Origin of the sequence: Sporosarcina sp. FSL W7-1283 (assembly GCF_038003105.1) — a bacterium.
Taxonomy (GTDB): Bacteria; Bacillota; Bacilli; order Bacillales_A; family Planococcaceae; genus Sporosarcina; species Sporosarcina newyorkensis.
The window spans coordinates 1,288,148-1,313,957 of the sequence record NZ_JBBOOL010000001.1 but is presented as its reverse complement, the minus strand read 5'-3'; the positions used below and the strand labels follow the sequence as shown (position 1 = coordinate 1,313,957).

Genomic DNA, 25,810 nt, shown 5'->3' with positions numbered 1-25,810 from the left:
TACAGATCATAACTTTCGTCATTGGATAATGTAAGAGACAATATACACTTTCTCTATTTTACCATCTTGCATCAATTCATTCAGTTGGGCTTTAATAGAATCCTCGAACTGCTGCTTTCCTGCTTTTCCTTCAAAATCTTTCGCAGTCATCTCGGAAAGCTCTTGAATTACTAGGTTTTTCACTTGGAAGTCTCGTTTTGTCAGCTCTTCTGCCGCTTTCTTGCTGTCTGTCTGAATCTTGAGTGACACGCGAATGAAATTGCGACCTGATAAATTCGTCGTGATTTCCTCGATATCGACAGAGGACTCAAGAATTTCATCGATGTTTGGACCCTTCTCTGCAGTTTCATCGTCTTTATTAAAATTCAAAATTAGAACAACTGCCACCACGCCAATAAGTGTGATACTTACTAAAATAATCAATGAGATCGTCAATAATTTATTCTTCATCTTCTTCACCCCGGATATGCGGATTCGACAGCAACTGGACCGCTTGATAAAATTCAATGATCCGGCTGTTCACTTCCTCAACCGTATCAAGGACAATATACTTTGACCCTGTCGTCATTGTGATCGTCGTGTCTGGAAACGACTCGACCTTCTCTATGTACAAAGCATTTAATGTGAATGTCGTTCGATTCAACCGCGTTACTTTAATCATATGTAAGGGGCCAGGCCAAGGCCGGCCCGACCCTCCTTTTTTATTCTATGCTAGGTTTATCGTTTCAAGTTTACGAGTTCTTGCAGGATTTCGTCTGATGTTGTGATGATCCGGGTGTTGGCTTGGAATCCACGTTGGGCGACGATCATCTCGGTGAATTCTTCTGATAGGTCGACGTTAGACATTTCTAGGGAGCCGGATACTATGGAGCCGCGACCGCCTTGAAGAGGGTCAGTACCTGTCTGTTTACCGGCATTCGGGCTATCTTGGTAGAGGTTTCCTCCAACTTTTTGAAGTCCTCCTGGGTTACTGAATTTAGCAAGCTGTATTTTCTGAGTGCCTTGTAGAGCGCCCGCAGAGTCCACATATTTCACTTCACCATTTTGCCCGATTGAAATTGATTTAGATCCTTCAGGTATATTTATCTTGGCATTCGCACTATCCAACAAATATCTACCATCTCCATCTACCAAGTCTCCTGCTTTATCCATGTAAAAAATGCCGGCCCTTGTGTATAGGCTATTGGCACCTCCAGCCTCACCAACCACAAAAAAACCATCTCCTTCTATCGCAAGGTCTAGTGTATTACCAGTAAACTGTGTAGATCCAGGAGTGTGGATTGTATCAATGGTAGCCAATTGAGAACCCAAACCTACTTGCTTAGGATTCACACCACCACGTGGTCCCCCTGGAGCGGTAGCACCAGACACAGTCTGTGAATACAAGTCTTTAAATACAGTACGCCCCTTCTTAAATCCATACGTATTCACATTCGCAATATTATTACCAATCACGTCTAATTTCGTCTGAAAGTTTTTCAATCCTGATATTCCTGAGTACATTGACCGTAACATAATGTAGTTTCCCCTCTCGATTTTAAAGTGCACCGCGTCATTCAGTCGGCGGTGCGTTGGCATCCTCGTAAGGTCCTGCCAAGTTTAGCTGAGTAGTATCGTTCCATCGATATTCGTAAATAATTGGTCTTTTGCTTCCATGCGGTCCATCGCGGTGATGACGGTTGAATTTTTTGCACTGACGATGAGTGCAGCCTGGTCGGTCAACACAAGTGATTCACGTATTCCCTTCCTCTTCGCCTCGTCCACTTTCTCTGAGATGCGTGTCCATTCTGCATCAGTCATTTGAATGCCTCGTTCTTGTAGGCGGTCGTTTGCGTGTTTGCTGATCTTCAACTTCTCCGGTTGCGTCGCTTTCTGCAAATGTTCAATAAATGAATGATTAGGCTTGGCTGTCTGTTGGCTTTTCCCTTGGTGTATGAGTGGCTGTGATGGAATGCGATGGAAATCAATCTTATTCATGACATCGCTCCATTCTTGTCTTATTCACTGATCGAAGTGAATTGGTTTCCTTCAATCTTAATGTCGCCTTCCAAAATATAATGCAACTTGCCATCTTTATTCGTAACAGAAACTACCTTCCCTGTACGTTCTTCGTCGCCATCCATATAACCGACTGTCTTGCCAATAAGCATACTTGCCTGCACAAGATTGTTCGGTTGACTACCGGAACCTCCGCCTGCACCAGATGATAATACTTCAGAAATATTACCTGGAGTTAATTCTTTTCCATCTTCCAATGTAAACACAATCGAACCATTAACATATTTGATGGATTGAATATTTCCGGTTCCTTCATTGATGATCGGCTTGCCGTCTTCATCCTTCTTATCTGTCACTTCATGCCATTTAACGTCTTTGCCGATAAAGCTGTTGTATTGAATTAATTGACTTTGGTTCTGCGCTTCTGCAAACTTTTCAAATGCTTTTGCCATGTTCATCGTTTGTTCGAGTGACGAAAACTGGGCCATTTGTGCAATGAATTCATTATCTTTCATCGGATTCGTTGGATCTTGATTCGTCAACTGTGCAATAAGGATTTTCATGAAGGCATCCTTCCCCATCGTGTCGGGGCCAGTCTTTCGTTCATCTCGCTGCTTATTGATCAGGTACATTGAATCTGTAATCGGTTTATATCCTTCTGGTGAATTAATTTCGTTGGGCAATGTCTATACCTCCAGTTCAATCATGAACTCTTCAAAAGTCCGTTCTTGTTCATCCTGATTTTGATCTTGTTCTGTAAGCTGTTCTTTCTGTTGCTCGTTTTGTTTATTGAACGCCTGTTCCCGATCATTCTTAGAAGGTTCTTGTATTGTTTGTGACAAATCGATACGCTCTACCTGTAAGTTTTGCTGATTGAACGCTTGACGTAGCTGATGCATTTGACTGTCGAGCATTTCACGTGCCATCGCAGTGGATGCTAAGATTCTTGCCGTCATCACGCCATTAATTTCAAGCAACTCAATACGCACTTGTCCCAGATGTTCTGGATAAAGCTTGACCATCAGACGATTCGTTCCGCCTGTCTGTCCGAAATTTGCCCGATTCAATATCGCTTGGAACTCGCGCATCAACGCTTCACTGCGGCTTTCCGGCACTTTTTCTGTCTGCGTCATCTGGAATACAGGTCTTCCTTCTGTTTGGGTCAATGCAGGTTGCACAGCGGGTGTTTCATTCTTTGTTTGCTGTTCCTGTTGTTTTGTGTCCGTAGCAGGTTGTTCTGCCGCAAATCGGATCATATGTTGGACTGCAGTAGGTAATTGGATAGCTTGTTTCACTTCAGGCTGTATCGTCTTATCTTCTAAATGACTCGCAAATTGCGCCAGTAAAGGTTGGATTGTATGAATTAACTCTTCCTGTCTAACGAACAGGTCCTTTGAAGGGGCTGAAAGTTCAATCGCTTTGAATAATGCTGCGATATCTACTGTTATTTTTTCAGGCAACAGCTGCATCGCTTCATTCAATTGATCAGACGACAAATTTTGCAATGACTCGATCACAAACCAAATATCACCTGTTGCCTGCATTTGATCGATTGCTTTTTCATCTAACCCGGCTTCTTCCATCGCCTTCGTCATCTCTTCTATTAGTTTATCAGGATTTCCGCTAATAATAGATGCCAATTGTTGCAAACTAGGAAACTTCTGAATATTTTTCAAGTCTGCTAAAGACGCTTCTATGCCATTACTCCATTGTAAAGCTGTACCTAGGGATGTCTGTTCATCTTGCTCTAATTGTTCAAGAATCCCCGCAAGCTCCTCTAACGTTTCTGCTTGCAAAATACCTTCCAACAATTGAGCCGTTTCTACATCTTTCCCGGTTGACTGTTGTACATCCGACGATTGAGATGCTCCCATTAAACTTTGGAATACACTGCCAAAACCCGCTCCCTTTGCATTTGCAGATGAAGAGACTTGAGAACTAGCTGGAACACTAGAAGAACTGACTCCCATTAATAGTCCTAAATTCACTCTCTCACCTCCTTCCACTATGATTATACTACTTTGTGAGCATGTAAGTATATTTCGCAGCTTCTTCCGGTGCCATTTTTTCAAGTATCGCTGCTAAAGTCGCAGGTTTTAAGTTGGATAAAATCTGCACAGCTTCCGCATCGCCCATTTTCGTAATAACAGGAGCAGCAGATTTTGCCGACATTTGCTCATATGTGGTGACAATTTCTTTGAAATCTCTTTTGGATTCGCTTTGTGCGCGCTTCATTTTTTCGATTTCTTCATTCAATTTCTCTTTTTCTATTTCCAGCGTTTCGTTTGAATCCTTTACTTTCGTTAGTTCATCTTGGACTTCAAATAACTGTGCTTCTTTTTCTTGAATTTCTGCCTGCAATGAAATGACACGTTCTTCTAAAATTAAATCACCTTCGACTTTTTCATCGGGCGCTTTTTCTTCTAAAAAAGGGATCTTAGATGTCCATTCTTTTGCCTGATCGAACACATTGATATCAGCAACTTTGGCGATGATTAATACGACAGCTGTTGTGAACATAAGGGGTATAATAATCCATGCCAATAAAATCTGAAAAAAACCGGCAGACTTTTTCTCTTTTAATTCTACTGATTTCGTTTCTTTTGTCTTCTTAGCTTTAGCCACTTTACCACCTGTCTTCTTTCGAGCGAAATTTCATCGTAGACAGTTCGTCGATCCGATTTGCCTCCACATGGTCCATTTCTGCATCATATTGTTGTTTGCCTTTTTCTTTCATTTTTTCGAATTTCTTTACTTCTATATTCTTTTCTAATAACTGCGACTCGTACCAGTTCATTTTTGAACGTGATTTCACCACTTCCTGTTGGATATAATCAATTTTCATATCCAACGTGTTAATAAAACGTGAATAGTGGTGCAAATCATCGATAGAAAAACCTGTGCTCATCCGCTGTTGCTGTTCTTCAAGCGTGTCTTCTTTCTTCTTCAGCTGATCATACAGCTCCCTCGCCACTTCCTCAAATTGCTGAATGGCCTCTTTATAAGCCATTTCTGTTTCATCCCGCTCTTGCTCGCGCAATGTCAGCACTTTTTCAAAACGATAGTGGTAAGAAGTCATATGTTGCCGCCTCCTCCAGAAGCTAAAGCTACTATCTCATTCACTGTATCTTCCAGCTGGACATTATCTTTATAGCTTTGCTTCAAAAAGTTCGTGATAATCGGCTCATATTCAATTGCTTCATCTATTTCTTTGGATGTCCCTTTTTTATAAGCTCCGATATTGATCAAGTCTTCTGATTTATCGTAAGTGTAATAGAGTTCACGCAATCGTTCTGCTGCCTTGACGTGTTCAGGGTCTGCAATATGATTCATTAGACGGCTGACACTTTTCAAGACGTTGATTGCAGGGTACTGTCCCTTATTTGCAAGCGTTCGGTCAAGCACGATATGGCCGTCAAGAATCCCCCGGACTGCATCTGCAATCGGTTCGTTCATGTCGTCACCGTCCACAAGCACTGTATAGAAAGCAGTAATTGCGCCTAGTTCATTGGTGCCTGTACGTTCTAGAAGTTTCGGTAAAATAGCAAAAACAGAAGGTGTATAGCCGCGCGTTGCAGGTGGTTCACCAACAGCCAGTCCAATTTCTCGCTGCGCCATTGCTACCCGCGTAACCGAATCCATCATCAGCATCACATTCATACCTTTATCCCTGAAATACTCCGCGATCGCAGTAGCTGTAAAAGCACCTTTGATCCGCATGAGCGCAGGTTGGTCCGATGTGGCCGCCACAACGATCGTACGCTTCAACCCTTCAGGTCCCAAGTCACGGTCAATAAACTCTCGCACTTCCCGGCCACGTTCTCCGATTAGTGCAATAACGTTTATATCCGCTTCAGTATTGCGAGCAATCATTCCGAGCAATGTACTTTTCCCGACACCTGACCCTGCGAAGATTCCGACCCGCTGGCCGTTTCCTACTGTCAGCATGCCATCAATAGCTTTAACTCCGACTGCAAGTTTATCATTAATTGTCGGACGCGTAAGGACATTCGGGGGGCTGTTTTCTGTCCGCACAGTTGCTAAACCTTTTGGCAATGCACTGTGATCAATCGGATTACCCATGGAATCGAGAACTTGTCCTATCAAGTTCATTCCAACCTTTACTTCAAGAGGTTTACCGAGCGTTTCAACTAGGCAGCCGCTTGAAATATTACTGATGTCCGTATATGGCATGAGCATGACGACTTCTTCACGGAATCCCACTACTTCCGCTTTAATAATCGAACGCCCTGTATCTGGTACATTTAAATGGATGTGACATACATCACCAATAGAAGATTCAGGCCCTTGCGATTCAATCATCAACCCGACTACTCGAATAACTCGGCCATACTTTTTCATCGTGTTGATATTTGGAATAATTCGGATAAGATCTTCGGCTTTTCTCAAAATTACGCACCACTTTCCATAATTTCAACAAGCTGTTCTTTCAGTTCGTTCAATTGTTCATCGACGCTTACTACTATGCGGCCGTGATTGGTTTCTATAAAGCAATCCGTGGCGTCAAAGTCTTCATTGACAAAAATCAAGAATGGCGTTTCAGGCGGAAAGATGGAGGATAATTCTGCTCGATTATCGGTCACCATTTTAAAGTGTTCTGTGGGAACAAATAGTTTAATTTCTTTCATTTCTTGTGCTTCTTTTATACCCTTCCGGACAATTGAAAGATATGTTTCTTCATCCTCTTCAATCGTTTGGTTGATAATTTGTTCAGCTGAACGAAGCGCAATATCCAAAATGACTCGTTCTTGGTTAATCAAATATTGCGTAGCGTTCTGATAGGACAATGTCGTTGTTTCATTTGCGGCTTGGATCATTTCCTGCATATCTGATATCACTTTATTGCGCCCATCTTCGAAGCCAGCCTGAAACCCTTCGTCATATGCCTGCTGCTGCAATTGCTCTTTTTCATTTGACCAGGCAGAGCGCATCGACTCGATATCTACTGCTGCACTTTCCATTCGCTTTTGAATATCAGCATTCGCAATATCGCTGCGTTGCTGAATTTCTTGAAGCATCTGATTACGCTCAGCGAACATCGCTGCATTGTTTACCGGTGCCTCAGAAGAAACTTGAGGCACCGGTTCATTTTGCAAACTGCGAATCGAGATTTCTTTCACTTGATTTTGTTTTACTACCGTACGTTCTGAACGAAATAGATTAGACAATGATGTCATCTCCTCCGCCGCGTGCAATAATGATTTCGCCTGCATCCTCTAGTCTGCGAACAATACCTACTATTCTTGATTGTGCCTCTTCCACGTCCCGCAGTCTGACCGGACCCATAACTTCCATTTCTTCCTGGAAGGATTCCGCCATCCGTTGTGACATGTTTTTGAATAGAATATCTTTTACTTCTTCGCTTGATACTTTCATAGATAAAATGAGGTCTTCATTCTCACACTCACGAACAACCCGCTGAATGGAGCGGTTATCCAATGTAATGATATCTTCGAAGACAAACATTCTTTTGCGTATCTCTTCTGCCAACTCCGGATCTTGAATCTCCAGTGCATCGAGGATTGTTTTCTCGGTTGCCCGGTCGACACCGTTCAATACTTCTACTACTGCATCGACACCGCCTGTTTCCGTGAAATCTTGTGTGACAGTAGATGACAGTTTACGTTCAAGCACCGCTTCGATTTCACTGATCACTTCTGGGGAAGTTGACTCCATAGTTGCAATACGTTTAGCTATATCCGCCTGCATTTCTTGTGGCAATGAAGATAAGATCAATCCTGCTTGCTCCGCTTCTAGATAAGACAGGATGAGCGCAATCGTCTGCGGGTGTTCGTTTTGAATGAAGTTCAAGATTTGCGAAGGCTCTGCCCGTCTAGCAAAATCAAACGGTCGTACTTGAAGCGACGAGGTCAGACGGTTAATGATCGCCTGTGCATGATCTTTACCGAGCGCTTTTTCAAGTACCGTCTTCGCATATCCAATCCCGCCCTGCGAAATATAATCTTGCGCAAGGGCAATATTATGAAATTCTTCTATGATTTCCTCTTTTACAGCGGAATCTACTTTTTTGACACCTGATATTTCCAATGTCAATCTCTCAATCTCTTCTTCATTTAAGTGCTTATAAACCGCCGCTGAGACTTCAGGTCCTAGAGAGATAAGCAATAGGGCAGCTTTTTGTTTGCCTGACATACCTTTGTCTTTCTTTACCAATTTTTACCCCTCCGTTACTCCTCAGCAATCCACGTTCTTAATAACTTCGCAAATTCTTCTGGTTTATCTTTCGCCATTTTTTCGAGCTGTTTTCTACGTGCAGTAGCTTCCGTCTCTTGTTCCAAGTTAATATCATCCACTTGGATTGCTTCCATTTCTTCCGCCAATGCCAGTTCTTCTTCCTCTTCCGCATCTCTGCGTCGCTTACGCAAGAACAGAACAACAAGGACGATAATTGCTAGCAACAAGACACCGCCAATTACGTAAACCCACCAAGGAATAGCTGTCTTCGTTTCTTCAAACGCCATATTTTTACCTTTAAGAGGTTGAACAGACAATGCAATTTTTTCAGCCAGCATTTCATCCGTCAATTCTCCAGCTGCTTCTTTATCTAAAGAAGTACGTACAATTGTTTCTAGAATCCGTTCAATATCTTGCTCCACTTCAGTGGAAAGTGAAGTAGGATCGTCCGCTGTCGGCGGCTCAATCATTACTTGTATGCCGATGTCCCGGATTTTATAAGGACTCTCCACGATATCCTTTTTGATTCGGTTCACTTCATTATTGATCGTCTCTTCTAAACGCTCATAATCGCCGTTCCCCATGTCGCCTTCAACATAGGTAGTTCGATTGTCGGTCGGATCTTCCGCTTCAGGTGTACCGCCAACAGCTGGATTCGTTCCAGAAAACGATTCTGTAATCCGTTGAACACTTAACGCAATACCTTCCATGTTTTCTTCATCGACAGGTGTTACAAGGTTTTCTTCACGCTTTTCTACTTTAAAATCGATATCTGTTGTAACAGAAACAACCACTTTGTCTTGCCCCATCATTGTGCCAAGCATCGTTTGCACTTGTCTCTGTAGATCTCGTTCAATTGTCTTTTTCACGCCCATTTGATCAGTTACACTCTGTCCGTAAGAATTTCCTGAGTCATTTAGATCAAAGTACTCAAAATACTGGTTCTGTATAAGAATATTGTCAGTAGATAAGTTCGGTAAGCTTTTAGAAACCAAGTTATAGAGTGAGGTGATCTGTTGCTCTGAGAAAGTTTGACCAGGGTTCGTTTTCAGCATGATTGCAGCACTGGCCTCTTGCGTGCTGTCATTTACGAAAATACCCTCTGTCGGTAAAGTAAGCATGACTTTTGCATCCTTGATACCTTCTATACCCTTTATTAAATTCGCTAGTTCCGTCTGCATCGCTGCAAGTTTGATCATGTTGAATTCATTGTCTGTCGTACCGAATCCCGCATTTTCTGAGAAAAAAGAGTAATCGATCAGCCCGGAATCCGGAAATCCTTCCGCTGCTAACGAAACTCGCAGATTGTCCAACTGCTTTTCCGGTACTGATATAGCTGTACCGCCGGGCTCCACTTGATACGCGACACCCTGACCATCTAACACTTCCTTGATACGGCCTATCTCAGACGGCGATACTTCCGAATAGAGGGTTACATAGGTGGTCCTAGACAAATACACCGTTAAAAAAATGGCCAATGCAATAACACTGGCTGCTGTAGCAATATATGTGATTTTTTTACTTTTCGAGCAGCTTTCCCAGAACGCCTTGAGGTCTGCTCTGAGCTTTGTAAATCTTTCTTTCATTTTAATCCCCCGGTCAGCCTAGCTAGGCAAATTTTTAAGTCTGCCTAGTGTTTCACTATCTGTTAGACAGGCATTCTAATAATTTCTTGGTAGGCTTCTACCACTTTATTGCGTATTTCGACAGTCGCATTCAGTGCGACGCTTGCTTTTTGAGCAGTGATCATGACGTTGTGCAAATCGACATCTTCTCCTTTAATCAACTTGACCGTCATTGTATCAGAAGCTTGCTGCGCTTGATCTACTTGTTGAATTGCGTCATTCAACATAGTGGAGAAACTTTGCTGAGCCTCGAAAGGGGTTTTCTGTGTCTTTAGTTCAGGCTGTTGTACAGACATGGCGGATGTAGCCCCAGTGATTGATTGAATCGGCATCCATATTCACTCCTTTTCTAAAAGCTTGTGCTGTTTATTTTCCGATCTCTAACGCTTTCATTAGCATCGATTTATTTGCATTCAGTACGGTTACGTTGGCTTCATAGGATCTCGTCGCAGACATCAAATCGATCATTTCACGCAACGGATCAACATTCGGCATTTGTACATAGCCTTCTTCATTTGCATCAGGATGTGATGGATCAAAAACCAACTTAAAAGGCGTTTCACGGTCTTCTTTCACTCGTGTTACTGCTACGCCATTGCCTGCGCCGCCGTGGGAGTGAACCCCTTTTGCCGCTTGCAGGAAAGAAGCAAATTGTCCTTCTTTCGGTTGCAAAGTCACTGTTTTTCGACGGTACGGCTCCCACTCACCATTCACTTGTTTTGCACGTGTGGAGTCGACATTTGCCATATTGGACGAAATGACATCCATCCTAAGGCGTTGCGCAGTGAGGGCTGAGGAAGATGTATTCAAACTGTGGAATATACTCACAATCAGCGACCTCCTTTAATAACGCTTTGTAATGTGTTGAACTTCCCACTTAAACGTTCAATTAACGCTGAGTTATAGATTTGATTCGCCGCTAAATCCGCCTGTTCTTTGTCCATATCCACCCCGTTGTGATCTTGTCGGTAACGGAGATTCGATACATCAAATGTTTTGCTTCCCGCAGAACGAGTGAAGTCCATATGTCTTACATCCGTTTTGTAGGCTTCTATGCCCTTGCTAATTTCATTAGAAAACACTTCTTTAAAATTGACAGATTTTGCCTTGTAATTAGGCGTGTCGACATTTGCAATATTCTGCGAGATAGCTTTGCTTTTGGCAGATGAATAATCCAGGCCTTTTTCAAGCATTGCAATGGTGCCTCCGTAAATATTCATAGGCTCTATTTCCTTTCTTCATGTAGTACCATTTCACCTTAATCCGACAGCATTTTTCGCAAAAAGTGTACTACTTACCATTTTCTATATATATAAAGGATATTTTCTAATAATCTACTAGTCTATTGTAACGGATTCTGCTGAATATTGTCCAATATATTTCAAAAAAATTCATGGCTCTTAATTGAATTTTTTCCAATTACACACAACTTTGTCACTGAATATTCATTACTTCTATTCCTCTTACCCATATACATAATTTTATAAACACTAGTTCGCTTATAGCGTAGTTTGCTTTACTAAGAAGCTCGGTCTTACTTACCATAGTCTTTTTCCTTATGACAAATATCTCTTAAATACGACAAATTGTAAATAGATATAAAATCCTAGGAAATATTATTCATATGTTTTTGCAATAGTAAGAAAAAAACATTCCGCATGCCAAAGAACATATAAAAGCACTACTCCTAACGAGAAGTAGTGCTTTATTTTTACGAATTATGTTTTTCTAATTCCGTCAAGAACTTATCGTTCAATACTTTAATATACGTACCTTTCATCCCTAAAGAGCGGGATTCAATAACACCGGCACTCTCTAATTTACGAAGTGCATTGACTATAACGGAACGAGTAATCCCTACACGGTCTGCAATTTTAGATGCAACTAGTAAACCTTCGTTGCCGTCCAGTTCTCTAAAAATATGCTCAATCGCTTCGTGTTCACTGTATGAAAGTGAATTGATCGCCATTTGAACAACAGCTTTACTGCGGGCTTCATGCTCGATCTCTTCAGACTTTTCACGCAAGATTTCCATTCCTACCACCGTCGCGCCGTACTCTGCAAGGATAAGATCGTCTTCAGTGAAACCTTCCTTCAATCTAGCCAGGATCAATGTCCCTAAACGCTCACCGCCACCGATAATCGGCACAATCGTTGTCAAACCATCTTTGAACAAGTCTTTGTTCTCTACAGGGAAGACTGTGTGCTCATTGTTAATATCAAGGTTTGGAGATGTCTCCTGGATAGCAAATAAATTATTTGTATACTCTTCAGGGAATTTACGATCTTCAAACATTTTTTTCATCCGATCGTTTTCGATTTGATGGTGTACCTCTAAGCCAAGTAGTTTCCCTCTACGGCTTACGATAAACGCGTTACAATCGATGACGTCACTTAATTCCTCTGCCATCTCTTTAAAGTTGACAGGACCGCCGGCGCCTTCTTGTAACATTGCATTAATTTTTCTTGTCTTTACTAATAAACTCATTTCTAAAGTTCCTCCTCAAAATTTACAGTTGACTTTAATGAATATTCTAAAGGTTTTTAATCATTAAATAAACAGTTAAGCCTTCATTAAAGTATAAAATGTGACAAATCTTTGTTTTTAACAATTCCTTCTAACTTTTCATCTACATAAGCAGGTGTGATCTTAATGGAAGCCGGACCGATGTCAGCTGCTTCGAACGACAGATCTTCCAACAATTTTTCTAAAATCGTGTGTAATCTTCTGGCACCGATGTTTTCTGTTTCATTGTTTACTTCAAATGCAATCTCGGCAAGTTTGCTGATTGCATTATCCGTAAATTCAATTTCAACTTCTTCGGTTGCAAGTAATCGCTCGTATTGTCGTAACAACGAAAAATCAGGCTCTCGCAGTATGCGCTCAAAATCCTCTTTTGTCAATTTATCCAGTTCTACGCGAATCGGGAATCTCCCCTGCAATTCCGGGATAATATCCGATGGTTTGGACATATGAAAAGCACCCGCTGCAATAAATAGAATGTAGTCTGTCTTGACCGCGCCATACTTAGTTGTAACTGTCGAGCCTTCTACGATAGGTAAAATATCGCGCTGGACACCTTCTCGAGACACTTCGCCTGAAGATTTCTGGTTGCTGCTCGCGATTTTATCCATTTCATCCAAGAAGATGATGCCTGCCTGCTCTGTTAATTCGATCCCTTTACGCGCCACTTCGTCTTGATCGATCAACTTATCCGCTTCTTCCGCCTCTAATACGACCCGCGCATCTTTTACTTTCATACGGCGTTTTACTGATTTTTTCGGCATGAGAGAAGAAAGAGCGTCTTGCATACCTGTACCCATTTGTTCCATCCCTGAACCTTGTAGCGCATCAAATAGCGACGGTTGCTGTGCAGTGACCTCAACAGTTACCATCTGTTCCTCTACTTGACGATTTTTCAGCAGCTCAGCTATTTCGGAACGTTTACGTCTTATTTCTGTTTGTTCTTCCGGATTTTCTTCTTCCGGCTGTCCTTTTTGACCGAAGAACATTTCGAAAGGATTTTGTCCGCTATTTTTCTTTTTCGCTTCTGGTACAAGGAGTTTCACTAAGCGCTCTTCCGCAAGCTTCTGCGCTTGTTCTTTGACGGATTCACGCAAATCCTCCTTGACCATGCGAACACCGACCTCTGTCAAGTCACGAATCATGGACTCCACGTCGCGCCCTACATAACCTACTTCAGTAAACTTCGTCGCTTCCACTTTGACAAATGGAGCATGAATTAATTTAGCGATTCGGCGTGCAATCTCAGTTTTCCCTACACCTGTAGGACCGATCATCAGGATGTTTTTAGGGATGACTTCTTCTTGTTCTTCCTCTGTTAACTGCATTCTTCGATAGCGATTACGCATTGCGACAGCTACTGCTTTCTTCGCTTTTTCCTGACCGACGATAAAACGGTTCAAATAAGCAGTGAGCTCTTTTGGCGTTAATTCTTGTTTCATCACCAATCAAAGCACCTCCACAATGATTTCATGATTCGTGTAGACACATATATCAGCAGCGGTCTCTAATGAAGCTTTTGCAATTTCCTCGGCAGTTAAACCTGTACTATATTTCTTTAAAGCTCTTCCCGCCGCCAGCGCATAATTTCCGCCGGAGCCGATTGCCAGAATACCGTCATCCGGTTCTATCACTTCACCTGTACCAGAGACGAGTAAAAGAGTTTTTTTATCCATAACGAGTAACATCGCTTCCAGCTTACGTAAAATCCGGTCTCCCCGCCATTCTTTCGCAAGTTCAACAGATGCCCTTTGCAAATTACCGTCGTACTCCATGAGTTTCGCTTCAAACAGATCAAACAGCGTAAAAGCATCTGCCACCGATCCAGCAAAGCCTGCAAGAACTTGACCATTGAATAATCTGCGCACTTTCTTTGCTGTATGTTTCATGACGACCGCGTTGCCCATTGTTACTTGCCCGTCGCCTGACATGGCACACTTGCCATCATGATGAATTGCAAAAATCGTTGTTGCATGAAATTCCATTGTCTCTCCTCCTATGCACGAGGGTGCGTTTGTAAATACGTTTGGCGTAAATGTTCATTCGTAATATGGGTATACACTTGTGTGGACGATAAATGACGATGACCGAGCAGTTCCTGTACAGACCTTAGATCCGCGCCCGCTCCAAGTAAATGAGTGGCAAATGTATGACGGATCATATGCGGTGTAATTTTCGTATGTAAAGAAGCTCGTTCCATCAAATCATTTAATATATAACGGACCCCCCGATCAGTTAATGGATCACCTCGCAGATTGACAAAAAGCATAGAGTGTTTCTTTTGCTTCATCAATTGCGGACGGCTATTATCCATATATTGCTGCAAAGCATCGTCAGCAAAACTGCCATAGGGGACGAATCGTTCTTTTCGTCCCTTCCCCATTACTTTGACGATTCCCAAATAATGATCTACATCCTGCATTTCCATGGTCACGAGTTCACCGACCCGAATACCCGTCGCATACAGCAGTTCTAACAATGCACGATCACGCAAGGAGCGATAATCTTCTCCCACCGTCACATCAAAAAGCTTTTCGAGCTCCTGTTCATAAAAAAAAGCAGGAAGACGCTCCTCTTTTTTCGGATGAAACAGCAATCGGAAAGCCTGGTCTTGAATACCATATCGAGCATTGGTAAACTTGAAGAAAGAGCGAATCGAAGAAATTTTCCTGGAGATTGTCGTTCTCGCAAAAGAGCGATCATATAAACGGGTGACATAAAGCCGCGCAACTGGATATTCCACATCATCTAAAACATTGATATGTTCTTCATGCAAGAATGCTAAAAACTCTCGCAGATCTTTTTCGTATTCTGCTACGGTGTACGAAGAATAGTTTTTCTCCAAACGAATATAAGATACATATTCATCCGCCAAGTCCTTTATTTCCGGAATCATTGGATCACCTCGCCACTTTTAGTAAGTTATCCAGAGTGCTGCGAAAGATTCTAAAAATTCTTGAATGTATATAGTTTGGAATTTAAAATCTAATCCAAATGTTCTCCATCAAACACTATACAATAGCAAGGATTTTTCGGCAACTTTGAAAACTACTTCATCCTCAATTATTCCCCTAAACATCCGTTTTGACACATATTGTTCAAAATACTTATCAAAATTAGTCGATTGTCAAACTATGTTAGCTCTCTTAACAGACGTTTCTGCCAAGGTTTAGTTTCCCACCCAATTTAAAGCATATAAAAACCTTACCCACTGAATGGGTAAGGTTTGGGTTAAATTGTCGTAGTTTCTTTGAATTGCTGTAATGCATCCAATGCACGATTGGCATGTTTTTCCGCACGTTCCGCTTTTGATTTGATGCGTTCGCCCAAATCAGGAAACAATCCGAAGTTGATATTCATCGGTTGGAAGCCTTTTGGATCAGCATCTGTAATATACCGCGCCATACTGCCTAGCGCTGTTTCCCTTGGGAAACGAATTGGCTTGTCACCTTTCGCTAAATGAGCGGCATTGATACCTGCAATGAGTCCGGAACCAGCTGATTCGACATAACCTTCTACGCCTGTCATTTGACCCGCGAAGAAAATTGTCGGCTGCGACTTTAATTGATACGTACAGCTCAACACTTTTGGAGAGTTGATGAAGGTGTTTCGATGCATTACACCATACCGCACGATTTCAACATTTTCCAAACCAGGTATTAACTGCAACACTTCTTTTTGTGCTCCCCATTTCAGATGCGTTTGGAAGCCCACGATATTATATAATGTGCCAGCCGCATTATCTTGCCGGAGTTGAATGACAGCTTTAGGTCGTTTGCCAGTCTTCGGATCTTCCAGTCCAACCGGTTTCAATGGACCGAAAAGCATCGTTTTCTCTCCACGCTTCGCCATAACTTCAATCGGCATACACCCTTCAAAATACATCTCTTTTTCGAAATCTTTCAATGGCGCCACTTCTGCCGTGATAAGCGCTTGATAGAACCGATCAAACTCTTCAGCATTCATTGGACAATTCAAGTAAGCCGCTTCCCCTTTATCGTAGCGGGATTTCAAATAAACTTTTTCCATATCAATGGAATCACTTTCAACAATAGGAGCTGCAGCATCATAGAAGTACAAATAATCTTCCCCCGTCAACTGACGAACTTCCTCAGCTAACGCAGGCGATGTCAATGGACCAGAAGCGATGATTGTAATTCCTTCAGGTAATTTCGTCACTTCTTCGTTAATGACTTCTATATTCGGATGATTGCGAATCTGCTCCGTTACATTCCCGGCAAACTCATGACGGTCTACCGCAAGTGCACCGCCAGCAGGCACTGCACAGCGATCTGCCGCTTGAATGATCAATGAATTCATCTGTCGCATCTCTTCTTTGATGACACCTACTGCATTGGTCAAATTATTCGCCCGTAAGGAGTTACTGCACACTAGCTCCGCAAATTTATCTGTATGGTGTGCCGGCGTCTGCTTGACCGGACGCATCTCGAATAATTTTACTTGGATTCCCCGATTGGCCAGTTGCCAGGCAGCCTCACTTCCAGCCAGGCCTGCACCGATTACATTTACAGTTTGCGTCATTTCAAATCCCTCTTCCTCGTTTTGCTCACTTGCGTATTTAACTTTGTGGCTGTTCTTTATAATCACATTCTGTACATTGTATTTGAACACCCTTTTTCAGGCGTTTTTCTACCAATGTATGTTGACACTTCGGACAAGGCCGTGAAATCGGCTTATCCCACGATACATAATCACATTCTGGATATTGATCACAACCGAAGAATATTCTCTTCGTTTTGCTCTTACGTTCGACCACTTCGCCTTCCTTACACTTAGGGCAAGTCACACCGATTGGCTTGATAATTGCTTTTGTATTTCGGCAATCCGGGAAATTGGAGCAAGCCATGAATTTACCGTATCGTCCCATTTTGAATACCATCGGAGATCCGCATTTCTCGCAATCTTCTCCTGCAGGCTCATCTTTGATCTCGATTTTCTCCATCTCTGCATCTGCAACTTCTACGTGTTTCTCAAAATCACGATAGAACTCATCAATGACTTTTCGCCACTCGACACTGCCTTCTTCGACATTGTCAAGACTGCGCTCCATCTGGGCTGTAAATTCGATATCAATAATGTCAGGGAAGTATTGATTGACAGCTTGATGAACAATCCCGCCTAGTTCTGTCGGGATGAAACGTTTAGCATCCAATGTGACATACCCACGTTTTTGGATCGTATCCAATGTCGGCGCGAACGTGGAAGGACGGCCTATCCCCAATTCTTCCAAGGTCTTCACTAGGCGTGCTTCGGAATATCTTGGCGGAGGCTGCGTGAAGTGCTGTTTAGGATCCACTTCTTCGTATTTGACACGCTCCCCTTCTTCAAGCGGCGGAAGAATATTCTCCTTTTCCTCTTGTTGATCGTCATCGCCTTCAATATACACTTTCATGAAACCAGGAAATTTCACCTGAGAACCTGAGGCACGGAAACGAATATCACCATTCAGAAAATCAGCAGTTACTGTATCCAAAATAGCAGGCGCCATCTGACTTGCTACGAATCGTTCCCAAATCAGTTTGTACAGACGCAATTGATCTCTCGATAAAAACGCTTTCATGGCTTCAGGTGGCCGCATTGCGGAAGTAGGACGGACTGCTTCGTGCGCATCCTGTGTGTTCGCTTTGGCTTTTGTTTTCCGGCTGTTGGTAGAAATGAACTCTTCTCCATACATGGTGTGGATATACGATTTCACTTCATCTTTCGCCGTATCGGAAATTCTTGTAGAGTCGGTACGCATGTAGGTGATTAACCCAACCGTTCCTTCTTTTCCAATCGCTATTCCTTCATATAATTGTTGGGCGAGCATCATCGTTTTCTTCGCACGGAAGTTTAGTTTACGCGCAGCTTCTTGCTGAAGGGATGACGTAGTGAACGGCAATGCCGGATTACGTTTTCGCTCTTTTTTCACTACTTTGGATACTTCAAATTCGTCCGTTTGAAGTGAATTGACGATTTTTTCGACTTGCTCTTGATTCGTCAGCTTCACTTTCTCATTCGCATCCCCGTAGAATGCAGCTTCAAATGTCTTTTTGCCTTTAGTAAATTGAGCTGTAATGCTCCAGTACTCTTCCGGCTCAAACGCATTGATTTCATTTTCACGGTCGATAATCAAGCGCAATGCGACAGATTGAACGCGTCCAGCCGATAATCCTTTTTTTACTTTTTTCCAGAGGATCGGACTGATGTTGTAACCGACTAGTCTGTCCAGAATACGTCGCGCTTGCTGTGCGTCGACTAGATTCATATTGATCGGACGCGGATGCTTAAATGAATCTTTAATCGCATCTTTCGTTATTTCGTTGAATACAACGCGGCAATCGGATTCGATATCCACGCCAAGTTGATGGGATAAATGCCAAGCAATTGCTTCCCCTTCGCGATCCGGGTCAGCCGCGAGAAAGATTTTTTTCGCTTTTTTTGCTTCTTTTTTTAATTCTTGAAGTATCGGTCCTTTTCCTCGGATTGTAATATACTTCGGTTCATAATTATTTTCGGTATCTACACCCATTTGACTGCGGGGTAGATCACGTAAATGTCCAAGTGATGCACTGACTTTATATTTCTTCCCCAAGTAGCGCTCAATGGTTTTCGCTTTAGCAGGTGATTCTACAATTACTAAGTAATCTGCCATACATTTCCCTCCTCAGAGAGATTTTTTTATATTTATTCATCAAAAGAATATCTGTTGCAAAATGTATAACAGTTTCTCGGATAATGCAACCTTTTAAACATTTTACGAACAGGTACACTGGCAAATTACTGTAATAAATCGATAATCTGAAAGCCGCTCCATAATGGCTTGGCGCCTTCATCTAACAACTTATTCGGACCGGCGGATAAAGGCGAATCGATAGCACCCGGCACTGCGAAAATTTCTTTTCCGTGATCCAGTGCATGCTCCACTGTACTCATCGTTCCACTTCTCTCTACAGATTCTGTAATGACGATGGCACTCGACAGCCCGCTAATAATTCGATTACGCATTGGAAATGTCCATTTAGCGGGTGGGATATACGGTGGATATTCCGTTACTAATAGATGATTCTCAGCCATCTCCTGCGCAATTCGTTCATTTTTCTTGGGGTACATATACGAAAATCCATGACCTAATACGCCAATTGTATCTCCGCCAAAATGCATAGCTGCTTGATGGGCCATAGCGTCCGCGCCCGCTGCCAAACCTGAGACGATCGGTATCTTTTGATCAACTAAAGGCGGTACAATGAAATCGAGCGCTTTCTTAGAATACACCGTCGCTTTTCGGGAACCAATAATTCCCACACGCAGTCGTTTTTTTAGCAAAGATTGATTTCCCTTAACATACAATACCGCCGGTGGATCGCATAATTGCTTTAATTCTTCGGGATAATCCGGATGGAAATAAGGGATGGGGGTGCAATTGATTTGCTGTAATAAATCGATAAGAGGAAGCTTGGAAACTTCCATATATTGTTCTTTAAATCGTACAGCTTTCTCTTCTGAAAGGCCTAGAAGTTGTTTCAAATAATCACTTGAATACGCTTCCATTCTGTCTAAGAACGAATTTTCCTGCACTAATAACTGAAATTTATTATACGGTACGGGATGAATATAATGAAGGTTTATTAATTGTTTTTGTTGTTCAGTAAATTGCATCGATAGCTCCTTTAATCGACACTACAAGCAAAGCACGAAAAAAGGGTGCAGCATTATCGCTACACCCTCTAGTTTACTTCGTTTTACATTTTTCGTACAGACCTTTTTCTTTTAGAACTTTAATAAGCGTTTCGCCGATGACAGATGGCGTTTCTGCCACTTGTATATCCGCTGCTTCTAAAGCTTTGATCTTTTCTGCAGCTGTTCCTTTACCGCCCGAAATAATGGCGCCTGCGTGGCCCATACGCTTTCCTGGAGGTGCAGTCTGACCGCCGATAAATCCTACAACCGGCTTTGTCATATGCTCTTTAACCCAAGCAGCAGCTTCTTCTTCAGCTGTTCCGCCGATTTCACCGATCATAACGACTGCATACGTTTCAGGGTCTTCATTGAATTCCTTCAGTACATCGATGAAATTCGTACCGTTAACAGGGTCTCCGCCGATCCCAACAGCAGTTGTTTGGCCGATTCCTTCTTGTGTCAATTGGTGTACCGCTTCATAAGTCAGTGTACCAGAACGTGATACTACACCTACATGGCCTTTTGTATGAATATAGCCTGGCATAATACCGATCTTCGTTTTATCTGCCGTGATAACACCCGGGCAGTTTGGACCGATAAGACGTGTCTCTTTGCCTTCCATATAACGCTTCACTTTGATCATGTCGAGTACTGGGATATGCTCTGTAATACAGATCGTCATAGCCATTTCTGCATCGACCGCTTCCATGATCGCGTCTGCTGCATACGGCGCAGGTACGTAAATGATGGAAACAGTTGCGCCCGTAGCTTTCACAGCCTCTTCAACTGTATCGAAGACCGGTACTCCTTCAACTGTTTGGCCGCCTTTTCCAGGTGTTACGCCGCCGACGATTTTTGTACCATATTCCAACATTTGCTGCGTATGGAACAGGGCAGTGGAACCTGTAATTCCTTGTACAATTACTTTGGTGTCTTTATCTACATAAATACTCATGCTTTGTACCTGCCTTTCTTATCCTATCAACTCAACGATTTTTTTCGCGCCTTCAGCCATTGAATCCGCAGCTACAATATTAATACCGGACTCTTCAAGCAAAGCTTTCCCGCGTTCAACATTCGTTCCTTCTAGACGTACAACAAGTGGTACTTGAAGTTCTACTTCTTTCGCTGCTTCAATAACACCTTCAGCGATGACGTCACATTTCATGATTCCACCGAAAATATTGACGAAAATACCTTTTACGTTCGGATCGGATAAAATGATTTTGAACGCACCAGCGACTTTTTCTTTCTTCGCGCCGCCCCCAACGTCAAGGAAGTTAGCGGGTTCGCCGCCATAATAGTGAATCGTATCCATTGTTGCCATTGCAAGACCCGCACCATTAACCATACAGCCGATATTCCCATCTAAAGAAATATAGCTTAAGTCCAGTTTAGATGCTTCGATTTCTTTTGGATCTTCTTCGTCAAAGTCACGCAATTCGACAATATCTTTATGGCGGAATGTTGCGTTATCGTCAAAATTGAATTTAGCATCCAAAGCCAGTACTCGCTGATCTTTCGTTACGACAAGTGGATTAATTTCGACAATTGATGCGTCTTTTTCACTGAATACTTTATATAGACCTAAAAATAGGCTGACTGCTTTATTGATCAGTCCGCTTGGAATTTCCATATTGAACGCCATTCGACGTGCTTGGAAAGGAGCCAATCCTACTACCGGATCAATGACTTCATAGAAGATTTTTTCAGGATTCTTCTCAGCCACATCTTCAATTTCCACGCCGCCTTCAGCAGATCCCATTAACGTAACGCGATCTGTTGCGCGGTCCACGACTAGACCGATATAAAATTCTTTTTCGATGTCGATTCCTTCTTCGACAAGAAGACGTTTTACTTCTTGTCCTTCAGGACCTGTTTGGTGTGTAACAAGCTGTTTTCCGATTAATTCGGCTGCTACTGCACGGACTTCATCAGGAGTTTTGACGATTTTAACTCCGCCAGCTTTCCCACGTCCACCCGCATGGATTTGTGCTTTTACCACAATAGGCTCAGTTCCGATTTCTTTCGCTACAGTCATTGCTTCTTTTGGCGAAAATGCAACACGGCCCTTCGAAACAGCAACACCGTACTCTCTCAATAGCTGCTTCCCTTGGTATTCATGGATGTTCATAAGTACTGCCTCCATTCGATTTGCAATTACTTGAAGTTCAATTACTTTATTATTGTAAACAAACCGTCACATTTTGTCCAAGAATGACTATTGTGAAGTGAAAGTCTCTATTTTTCAACTATTCCTACTACCTTTTTCGCGGTCTAAACGATAAATATAGGCAAACACTTCCGATACCGCCTGATAAAGTTCTTCCGGAATCGTTTCATTGACATTTAATTGTCCGAGTAATTCTAGCAAACTGGGATCTTCCTGAACCGGAACATCGTGCTCTTTAGCTTTTTCAAGAATATTTTCCGCAATCATCCCTTTTCCTTTTGCAATGACCTTTGGCGCGTCTGATACTTCGGGGTCATAAGAAAGTGCAACCGCTTCTTTCCTTACATAGCGCTCTTCTTTCATATCCGATAATCCACTCCTCCTTCATCAGTATACAAGGAGCCAACTGGTTTTTTCACAGATTGTGGTGTTTCAGTAAATGGTTTAAATGATACACCTGAAAGTTTATAGCCCACTTGTTCCAAACCGTCTTTCAACATGGTTTGGAATGTCAATCCGGTCGTACGCAATGACTCTTGCTCATTAAAAATAGTGAGATTCACCACTTTATTCTGTACATGCATATCTACTAACGTCGTTGATAAAGCTTCTAATTCCAAATAAAATAAAATTCTCGCAAAAGCTGGATCAATCTGACCATTCTCTTTCATGCGGCCATTCCACTGCAGTGTGGCATCGATCTTTTTTCCGAATAATTCTAGCGGCACTTGCATGATCAACTGTTGCTGGACGCTCGTCTCCGCTGTCTGGATGATCGTTCCATTCATCCGCAAAACCATCGTTTCTGAAGCCTCACGCAACGGCGGAGACAGAGAGGGATCTTGCAGCAGAGTCAGTAGCTGGGGTTTTAATGTATTGGCCAGATTCGCTAAATTCGGTTCTTTTCCGTTCAGTAAAGCTTCATAATTGAAACCTAACGTACTTAATACACTTTGTATCGCTTCTTTCATAACTGGGCCGTTCATTGCTTGGGACACTTGCATTTCTGCTGTTTGGACCAGTTGTTTCAGTTGTGTGTTGCCGGTTCTTTCCGCATTTTGGATAAGCATTCGTAATGTCTCATCCGCTTGATCAGGTGGGATCGATACGAGTGACATCAAAGCTTGCTGTACATCTCGTGGTGCAACCGAATTAACAGACGACAACCCGCTGACTTGTTGCAAGAACGTTTGGCTGAATTGTTCAATGAAAGCCGCTTTGACACTGTCATTCATTACCGGCTGTTGCGAGATTTGATTGATGACGGTCTGTAAAGCAACTTTTGCTGATTCAGGAAGGATAGGATTTGTGTTGATTTGCTGAGCTAGATTTTGAATAATTGTTTTTGCTGTTTGTTGCTCAGCCGCTGGTGTTTGGCTCAACTTACTGAGTAATGCCTGCACAGCTTTTAATGTAGCCGCTTGGCTGTCCATATTGACTCTTTGGTCGGTTTGTGTGGCTGCGCTAGAGCTTGTTGACGGCGCTGTACCATCTACCTGGACCCGAACACTTCCGTTTACTTTGCCGGACGCTACAAGGCTTCCAGCAGCCTGATTTGTTGCAATCTGCGGTTGCTGCGGAGCTGGAGCCTTTGCGTCACTTGATTGTGTCATCAATTGGGCTACTGCTTGCGGCAGATTGGCGAGTGACGTCTGAGCAGGAAGGATGCCCGCCGTTTTCAATAGTTGCAGAGCAGCAAAACGGTCTCCTTTACTCGTTTGAGGATTCAATAATTGTGTTATCGTCTGACCGAGTAACTCTTTGCCGACGGATTGGCTTGCAGGATTGGCTAACGCCTGCAATGCATTAAGTATTTGTTCGCGTACAGCGGGTGCAAGATTCTGTTCAGTCTGTAACGCGCTTTGTAGTGAAGTAAGACTTTGAGTGATCGTGCCTGTCTGCGCTTGCATCAGCGATTGAAATACAGCAGGCGTGAAAGGAAGACGCATGTTGGCCATTTTTCCAAGGGTTGCGAGTGCCTGCTCTTTCATCCCGTCTGGCACATTTTTGAGTAAATTGGCAGCGTCCACTAAATTTTCTTTCGTCATCGGGAACTTTTGTTTGATAACTGCAGCAAGTAATTCTTTCATTTCTGCCGTCTTCGGTAAATTCAGCGACTCCGTCAGTTGTGCCAATTGCCCTGTTTGACCTTCCGATCCGCGCATAGGTCCCGCGATCACTTGCAACTGTATTTCCGGCTCTGTCCCATTAACTTTGAAATAATACGTATCGCCCGCTTGCATTGGCACTTCCAATTTTGCGTACAACTGCTGATTCCCTACCTGGACTTGCGCCATCTGCCCCGGAAATAATTGTTGCACTTTTCCATGGATCATCTGGCCTTCTCTTAAAGTCAGCGGTTGGGAATCTGCGGAAGCAACTTTGACGGACGAAATGGATAATGGATTCATATTCATTGGCGATTCCTCCACATCGTTTTGATTGGTTCGAATGATTTTCGATGTTGCGCAGTAAATCCATGCGTTTCCAGTCCTTGCAAGTGTTTTGCCGTTCCATAGCCGGCATTCTCATCAAAGCCGTACCAAGGAAACTGTTCATGTAACTCCGTCATTAGATCATCCCGCGTCGTTTTAGCCAAGATGGAAGCCGCTGCGATAGACAGACTCTTTTCGTCACCTTTAACGATGGAATACGCAGGACAGTCAAGCATCAAGTTCATAGCATCCGCAATAACCGTGTGCGGTTTTACAGATAGCTGATTGACTGCTGCTTCCATTGACTGCTTCGTTGCTTGGTAAATATTCAGTTCATCAATAACCGTTGCCGACTGTACGTGAATTGAGTATGCTACCGCCTGTTCTTTGATCAGCTGTGCAAATCGCTGCCTCTCGACTTTCGAAATTTTCTTCGAGTCATCTACACCTAGTAGAACAGAACTCTCTTCAGGCAGGATTACAGCTGCCGTGACGACCGGTCCGGCTAATGGACCCCTTCCAGCTTCATCAATTCCTGCAATAAGTGAAATTCTTGTCGTTTTATATGCATCATCAAATGCTTTCTTCTGTAAGAAGTCGTTGATCAATTGCTGTCTTTTCTCATATCGTTTTTTCCATTGTTTAATCGCGAGCTGCACACCTTTTCGTTCATCCGTTCGAAGTTCATCCAGCCACTCATTCGGTTCTTCTAAGTCTTGCAATTGGTTTTTTATTTGCTGAATCGTTGTCAATTTCTTCACCTGTCCATCCATATAAACTGAAATAAATAACTTACACTCAAAGTAAAGCGTAGAACCTGTTAATTTCCATTCCAGGCGGACGCTTTCCGCGGGGCGCGGGCAAGCCTCCTCGTCACTTCGCTCCTGCGGGGTCTCGCCATTCGCGCTATCTCCCGCAGGAAAAGCCGTAACGTAGAACGGTTTTTGCGAGCATAAGCGAAGCGTTGGGAGCACATCTTTGCCCTTCGCCGCCTTCCACTCCAATCAACTAAGTGTCCATTTTTGAACAAACTCATGTAAAAACTTAAATTCAACATAAATAACAAAATTCTTATCTATGTATTATATCGGTTTAATAATCAATTTTTCGAATAAAAAAGCAACTGCCGGGAAATGACGTCCCAAACAGTTGCTCTAAT

Annotated in this window: 27 protein-coding genes; all 27 read right to left on the bottom strand. The window is 42.8% G+C overall.

The genetic code is table 11. From position 1 onward, the window contains the following. Window positions 1-18: 18 nt before the first annotated feature. Complete coding sequence (gene fliL / locus MKY93_RS06175; RefSeq protein ID WP_340758549.1) at window positions 19-450, bottom strand: flagellar basal body-associated protein FliL; 432 nt, start codon at window positions 448-450, stop codon at window positions 19-21. Further along, complete coding sequence (locus MKY93_RS06170; protein ID WP_340758548.1) at window positions 440-661, bottom strand: flagellar FlbD family protein; 222 nt, start codon at window positions 659-661, stop codon at window positions 440-442. The genes fliL and MKY93_RS06170 overlap by 11 nt, the downstream gene beginning before the upstream one ends. 56 nt (window positions 662-717) lie before the next feature. Next, complete coding sequence (flgG, locus tag MKY93_RS06165; protein ID WP_040758248.1) at window positions 718-1,515, bottom strand: flagellar basal body rod protein FlgG; 798 nt, start codon at window positions 1,513-1,515, stop codon at window positions 718-720. Between the two features lie 84 nt (window positions 1,516-1,599). After that, window positions 1,600-1,977 carry a TIGR02530 family flagellar biosynthesis protein gene (locus MKY93_RS06160; RefSeq protein ID WP_009765505.1) on the bottom strand — a complete coding sequence of 126 codons (378 nt, stop codon included), beginning with the start codon at window positions 1,975-1,977 and terminating at the stop codon, window positions 1,600-1,602. 20 nt (window positions 1,978-1,997) lie between these two features. Beyond that, window positions 1,998-2,681 carry a flagellar hook assembly protein FlgD gene (gene flgD, locus MKY93_RS06155; RefSeq protein WP_009765506.1) on the bottom strand — a complete coding sequence of 228 codons (684 nt, stop codon included), beginning with the start codon at window positions 2,679-2,681 and terminating at the stop codon, window positions 1,998-2,000. Window positions 2,682-2,684: 3 nt separating this feature from the next. After that, the gene (locus MKY93_RS06150; RefSeq protein WP_340758547.1) at window positions 2,685-3,986 is read right to left on the bottom strand and encodes a flagellar hook-length control protein FliK; all 1,302 of its coding nucleotides are present in this window, start codon (window positions 3,984-3,986) and stop codon (window positions 2,685-2,687) included. A gap of 28 nt (window positions 3,987-4,014) precedes the next feature. After that, window positions 4,015-4,623 carry a MotE family protein gene (locus MKY93_RS06145; protein WP_340758546.1) on the bottom strand — a complete coding sequence of 203 codons (609 nt, stop codon included), beginning with the start codon at window positions 4,621-4,623 and terminating at the stop codon, window positions 4,015-4,017. A gap of 1 nt (window position 4,624) precedes the next feature. Beyond that, the gene (gene fliJ / locus MKY93_RS06140; RefSeq protein ID WP_009765509.1) at window positions 4,625-5,077 is read right to left on the bottom strand and encodes a flagellar export protein FliJ; all 453 of its coding nucleotides are present in this window, start codon (window positions 5,075-5,077) and stop codon (window positions 4,625-4,627) included. Then, window positions 5,074-6,408 (bottom strand): flagellar protein export ATPase FliI, encoded by a 1,335-nt coding sequence (gene fliI / locus MKY93_RS06135; protein ID WP_009765510.1) that lies wholly within the window; start codon window positions 6,406-6,408, stop codon window positions 5,074-5,076. Before fliI ends, fliJ begins: the two co-directional genes overlap by 4 nt. Window positions 6,409-6,410: 2 nt before the next feature. Continuing rightward, window positions 6,411-7,187: a flagellar assembly protein FliH gene (gene fliH / locus MKY93_RS06130; protein ID WP_050804633.1), complete on the bottom strand. Its 777-nt coding sequence runs from the start codon at window positions 7,185-7,187 to the stop codon at window positions 6,411-6,413. Further along, entirely contained in the window at window positions 7,180-8,193 is a 1,014-nt protein-coding gene (gene fliG / locus MKY93_RS06125; protein WP_078817751.1) for a flagellar motor switch protein FliG, read from the bottom strand. Before fliG ends, fliH begins: the two co-directional genes overlap by 8 nt. 14 nt (window positions 8,194-8,207) lie before the next feature. Beyond that, complete coding sequence (fliF, locus tag MKY93_RS06120) at window positions 8,208-9,800, bottom strand: flagellar basal-body MS-ring/collar protein FliF (protein WP_340758545.1); 1,593 nt, start codon at window positions 9,798-9,800, stop codon at window positions 8,208-8,210. 62 nt (window positions 9,801-9,862) lie between these two features. After that, a complete protein-coding gene (gene fliE, locus MKY93_RS06115; RefSeq protein ID WP_078817753.1) occupies window positions 9,863-10,171 on the bottom strand; it encodes a flagellar hook-basal body complex protein FliE in 309 nt (102 codons plus the stop codon). Between the two features lie 34 nt (window positions 10,172-10,205). After that, on the bottom strand, window positions 10,206-10,667 hold the full coding sequence (gene flgC / locus MKY93_RS06110) for a flagellar basal body rod protein FlgC (RefSeq protein ID WP_009765515.1): 462 nt from the start codon (window positions 10,665-10,667) through the stop codon (window positions 10,206-10,208). Between the two features lie 2 nt (window positions 10,668-10,669). Next, a complete protein-coding gene (gene flgB / locus MKY93_RS06105; protein ID WP_078817754.1) occupies window positions 10,670-11,059 on the bottom strand; it encodes a flagellar basal body rod protein FlgB in 390 nt (129 codons plus the stop codon). Between the two features lie 491 nt (window positions 11,060-11,550). Further along, the gene (gene codY / locus MKY93_RS06100; protein WP_078817755.1) at window positions 11,551-12,327 is read right to left on the bottom strand and encodes a GTP-sensing pleiotropic transcriptional regulator CodY; all 777 of its coding nucleotides are present in this window, start codon (window positions 12,325-12,327) and stop codon (window positions 11,551-11,553) included. An 86-nt stretch (window positions 12,328-12,413) separates the two neighbouring features. Then, window positions 12,414-13,805, bottom strand: coding sequence for an ATP-dependent protease ATPase subunit HslU (gene hslU / locus MKY93_RS06095; RefSeq protein WP_078817864.1), 1,392 nt, complete (start codon window positions 13,803-13,805; stop codon window positions 12,414-12,416). Between the two features lie 6 nt (window positions 13,806-13,811). Beyond that, a complete protein-coding gene (gene hslV / locus MKY93_RS06090; RefSeq protein WP_078817756.1) occupies window positions 13,812-14,348 on the bottom strand; it encodes an ATP-dependent protease subunit HslV in 537 nt (178 codons plus the stop codon). An 11-nt stretch (window positions 14,349-14,359) separates the two neighbouring features. Next, window positions 14,360-15,259: a tyrosine recombinase XerC gene (gene xerC, locus MKY93_RS06085; protein ID WP_078817757.1), complete on the bottom strand. Its 900-nt coding sequence runs from the start codon at window positions 15,257-15,259 to the stop codon at window positions 14,360-14,362. A gap of 335 nt (window positions 15,260-15,594) precedes the next feature. Next, window positions 15,595-16,905, bottom strand: a complete 1,311-nt coding sequence (gene trmFO, locus MKY93_RS06080) for an FADH(2)-oxidizing methylenetetrahydrofolate--tRNA-(uracil(54)-C(5))-methyltransferase TrmFO (RefSeq protein WP_340758544.1) — start codon at window positions 16,903-16,905, stop codon at window positions 15,595-15,597. A gap of 37 nt (window positions 16,906-16,942) precedes the next feature. After that, window positions 16,943-19,018, bottom strand: a complete 2,076-nt coding sequence (topA, locus tag MKY93_RS06075; protein WP_078817758.1) for a type I DNA topoisomerase — start codon at window positions 19,016-19,018, stop codon at window positions 16,943-16,945. A gap of 125 nt (window positions 19,019-19,143) precedes the next feature. Then, entirely contained in the window at window positions 19,144-20,022 is an 879-nt protein-coding gene (gene dprA, locus MKY93_RS06070) for a DNA-processing protein DprA (protein WP_340758543.1), read from the bottom strand. A 73-nt stretch (window positions 20,023-20,095) separates the two neighbouring features. After that, entirely contained in the window at window positions 20,096-20,998 is a 903-nt protein-coding gene (gene sucD / locus MKY93_RS06065; RefSeq protein ID WP_340758542.1) for a succinate--CoA ligase subunit alpha, read from the bottom strand. Between the two features lie 18 nt (window positions 20,999-21,016). After that, window positions 21,017-22,177: an ADP-forming succinate--CoA ligase subunit beta gene (gene sucC / locus MKY93_RS06060; RefSeq protein ID WP_078817761.1), complete on the bottom strand. Its 1,161-nt coding sequence runs from the start codon at window positions 22,175-22,177 to the stop codon at window positions 21,017-21,019. A 114-nt stretch (window positions 22,178-22,291) separates the two neighbouring features. After that, complete coding sequence (locus tag MKY93_RS06055; RefSeq protein WP_078817762.1) at window positions 22,292-22,579, bottom strand: EscU/YscU/HrcU family type III secretion system export apparatus switch protein; 288 nt, start codon at window positions 22,577-22,579, stop codon at window positions 22,292-22,294. Continuing rightward, window positions 22,576-24,633, bottom strand: coding sequence for a hypothetical protein (locus tag MKY93_RS06050; RefSeq protein WP_340758541.1), 2,058 nt, complete (start codon window positions 24,631-24,633; stop codon window positions 22,576-22,578). The genes MKY93_RS06055 and MKY93_RS06050 overlap by 4 nt, the downstream gene beginning before the upstream one ends. Further along, window positions 24,630-25,655, bottom strand: a complete 1,026-nt coding sequence (locus MKY93_RS06045; protein WP_340758540.1) for a ribonuclease HII — start codon at window positions 25,653-25,655, stop codon at window positions 24,630-24,632. Before MKY93_RS06045 ends, MKY93_RS06050 begins: the two co-directional genes overlap by 4 nt. Window positions 25,656-25,810: the final 155 nt, after the last annotated feature.